Source organism: Bradyrhizobium sp. 23, assembly GCF_023073295.1.
Classification (GTDB): Bacteria; Pseudomonadota; Alphaproteobacteria; order Rhizobiales; family Xanthobacteraceae; genus Bradyrhizobium; species Bradyrhizobium canariense_D.
The window spans coordinates 45,750-48,322 of the sequence record NZ_JADPJF010000064.1 but is presented as its reverse complement, the minus strand read 5'-3'; the positions used below and the strand labels follow the sequence as shown (position 1 = coordinate 48,322).

Annotated in this window: 4 protein-coding genes; 3 read left to right on the top strand and 1 reads right to left on the bottom strand. The window is 65.2% G+C overall.

The genetic code is table 11. The features are described from left to right. Nucleotides 1-190: 190 nt before the first annotated feature. The 3 genes from IVB32_RS15205 to IVB32_RS15195 all read left to right on the top strand — a co-directional run bounded on the left by IVB32_RS15205 (nt 191) and on the right by IVB32_RS15195 (nt 2,081). Complete coding sequence (locus IVB32_RS15205; RefSeq protein ID WP_085349396.1) at nt 191-745, top strand: septation protein IspZ; 555 nt, start codon at nt 191-193, stop codon at nt 743-745. Nucleotides 746-849: 104 nt separating this feature from the next. Further along, nucleotides 850-1,146 carry a hypothetical protein gene (locus tag IVB32_RS15200; RefSeq protein WP_007602176.1) on the top strand — a complete coding sequence of 99 codons (297 nt, stop codon included), beginning with the start codon at nt 850-852 and terminating at the stop codon, nt 1,144-1,146. A 14-nt stretch (nt 1,147-1,160) separates the two neighbouring features. After that, a complete protein-coding gene (locus IVB32_RS15195) occupies nt 1,161-2,081 on the top strand; it encodes an SH3 domain-containing protein (RefSeq protein ID WP_018456403.1) in 921 nt (306 codons plus the stop codon). 134 nt (nt 2,082-2,215) lie between these two features. Here the strand turns inward: IVB32_RS15195 and IVB32_RS15190 are convergent. Further along, a partial coding sequence (locus IVB32_RS15190) for a fumarate hydratase C-terminal domain-containing protein (RefSeq protein WP_247410674.1) occupies nt 2,216-2,573 on the bottom strand: 358 nt, incomplete at its 5' end.

Here is a 2,573-nt window from a genome sequence, read left to right as displayed (position 1 = left end):
GCTGCTGATGGCGGCCGCCAATCTCGTGCTGCTCTATGTCCCCGGCCTGCCGCTCTGGTCGAGCCTTGCGGTCGCCTTCGCCGCCCGCAACAGCGCGATCTATTTCACAAAATGGTATCCCGAATATCGGCAGATCAAGTACGGTGCGCCGGCCAGCCCAATGTCCAACTCCCGCTGAACAGGATCGACGATGAAGGACGTATTCGCCCGCCTCGCCTCCGACCTCTTCTCTGCCATCGTCTTCCTGGTCATCTACATCATCACCGACAACGTCGTCCTGGCAACGTCGGTGGCGATTGCCGGAGCGATCGCGCAGGTGATCTACGCGCGCGTCAAGGGGCAGCAGCTCAATTACATGACCTATGCGAGCGTCGCGCTCGTCGTCGTGCTCGGCACGGTCACGCTGCTGACCAACGATCCCCGCTTCATGCTCGCAAAGCCCTCGATCGCGCATTTCGCGATCGGCGCCATCATGCTCAAGCGGGGCTGGATGCTGCGCTACATGCCGCCGATCGTCGTCGAGACCGTTCCGGAATATGTGACGGCTGCAGGTTATGCCTGGGCCGCGCTAATGTTCGTAATCGGCGCCGGCATGATCGCCGTCGCCTCCACAGGCGATCTGAAGCTGTGGGCGTTCTACATCACGGTGGTCGCGGGCGGCGCCAAGATCCTCGCCTTCGCCGTGCAATACGTCGTGCTTCGCCTCATCGTCACCAGCCGACGACGCGCCGCCGCCCGCGCCTAAATGCCTCCAACGGAGCGTTAGGCGCGAGCGGCGAGTTGCGCTATACGCTCGGCCGGGACTGGCCCGCGGATCGTCGCGGTCCGCCGGGATCTTGGGAGACGCGAATGGCCGTCGACGGCAACTGGACTCTGACCCTGACGACCCCCATGGGCGAGCGCAAGGCGACGCTGAGCCTGACGGCTGCCGGCGGCACGCTCACGGGGACGCAGGGCGCGGAAGGCGATACAGCCGAGATTTTCGATGGCACCGTCAGCGGCGATGCCGTCAACTGGAAGGTCTCGATCACCAATCCGATGCCCTTGACGCTCGAATTCATCGGAACCGTCTCCGGCGACAGCATGAGCGGTGAGATGGGCATCGGCCCGATGGGCAGCTTCCCGTTCACCGGCACGCGCGCCTAAGCCGCGCGGCAACGGTGCGCGCGCTCGGTCTCATCGCGGCGACGATCCTGTGTGTCGCGACACAAGCGGCTAGCGCGGACGACGCCGAACCGGCGTGGCGGGCAAGCGCGCTCGCCATGCTACCGGCAGGCTATGTCGCCGGCACGGCCTATCGAACCGAAGGGTCGACGGGCTACCTCGCCGTCTATCCGATCTCGTCGAACGATCCGAAGTCACCTGCAAGCGTGTTCGCCACGCGCCAGGCTCTCGTGGTCGCGCTGACGCCGGATGCGACGCGCGCAGTCTCGGTCGCATTGAAACCGCGTAGCGGGCCCGATCCTGACACCGACGACACCGACTTCCCAAAGCTGCATGCCGATCTCGCCGCGAAGCGCTCGACGCTTCCCGACGGTACCGAGCCCTGCGATTTCGGCGCCTGGTCCGTCGACAAGGATCCTGATGGCCTCAACGTGCGTGCCGAACCATCGATCAAGGCGCGTGTGCTCGGCACGCTTCCGCCGCCCTACCGGCTCAAGCTCGGCGGCAGCGAGAACACGCCCGATGGCGGCTGGCTCACCGAATTCCGCATCATCGGCTTCAAGAACGGCTGGTTTCTGATCGAAGGCGCCAAGCCGCCGGGCAAGGACTACGAGGACGACAAGAAATATCCGCGCAGCGCGCCAAAGCCCTATGCCGGACGCGGCTGGGTCGCCTCCAACAAGGTCGGCGCGTCCTACGCCAATGGCGCGACACGCATGGGCGGTCTGTTCCAGGCGCCCTTCGTTGATGCGAAATGGATGCCCGCCCAGCGCGAACTCGGCGGCGCGATCGACACCGATGGCGGCCCGAAGCGCATCTTTGCCTGCAGTGGCCTCTGGGGCTTGGTCGAGAGCCAGGACGGCATCCGCGGCTGGTGGCGCGGGCTGTGCTCCAACCAGGTCACAAATTGTAGTTGAGCGAGTAAGTCTCGTGTCCCGGACGCGACGCAGCGCGAAGCGGTGCATCGCAGAGCCGGGACCCATGCCCGCCACGGGGACCCCGGATCAGCAGCGCATCATTTCATGCTGCGCAGCGTCCGGGGAACGCGGCCTCAGCCCAGATTCAACTCCTTGAAGAAGTCGTTCCCCTTGTCGTCGATGATGATGAACGCCGGGAAGTCGACGACCTCGATGCGCCAAATCGCTTCCATGCCGAGCTCGGGATATTCGAGCACCTCGACCTTCTTGATGCAGTGCTCGGCAAGATTCGCCGCGGCACCGCCGATCGAGCCGAGATAGAAGCCGCCATACTTCTTGCAGGCCTCACGCACGGCCGGCGCGCGGTTGCCCTTGGCGACCATCACCATCGAGCCGCCGGCGGCCTGGAACTGATCGACAAAAGAATCCATACGGCCCGCAGTGGTCGGGCCGAACGCACCGGAGGCATAGCCCTCGGGCGTCTTGGCGGGG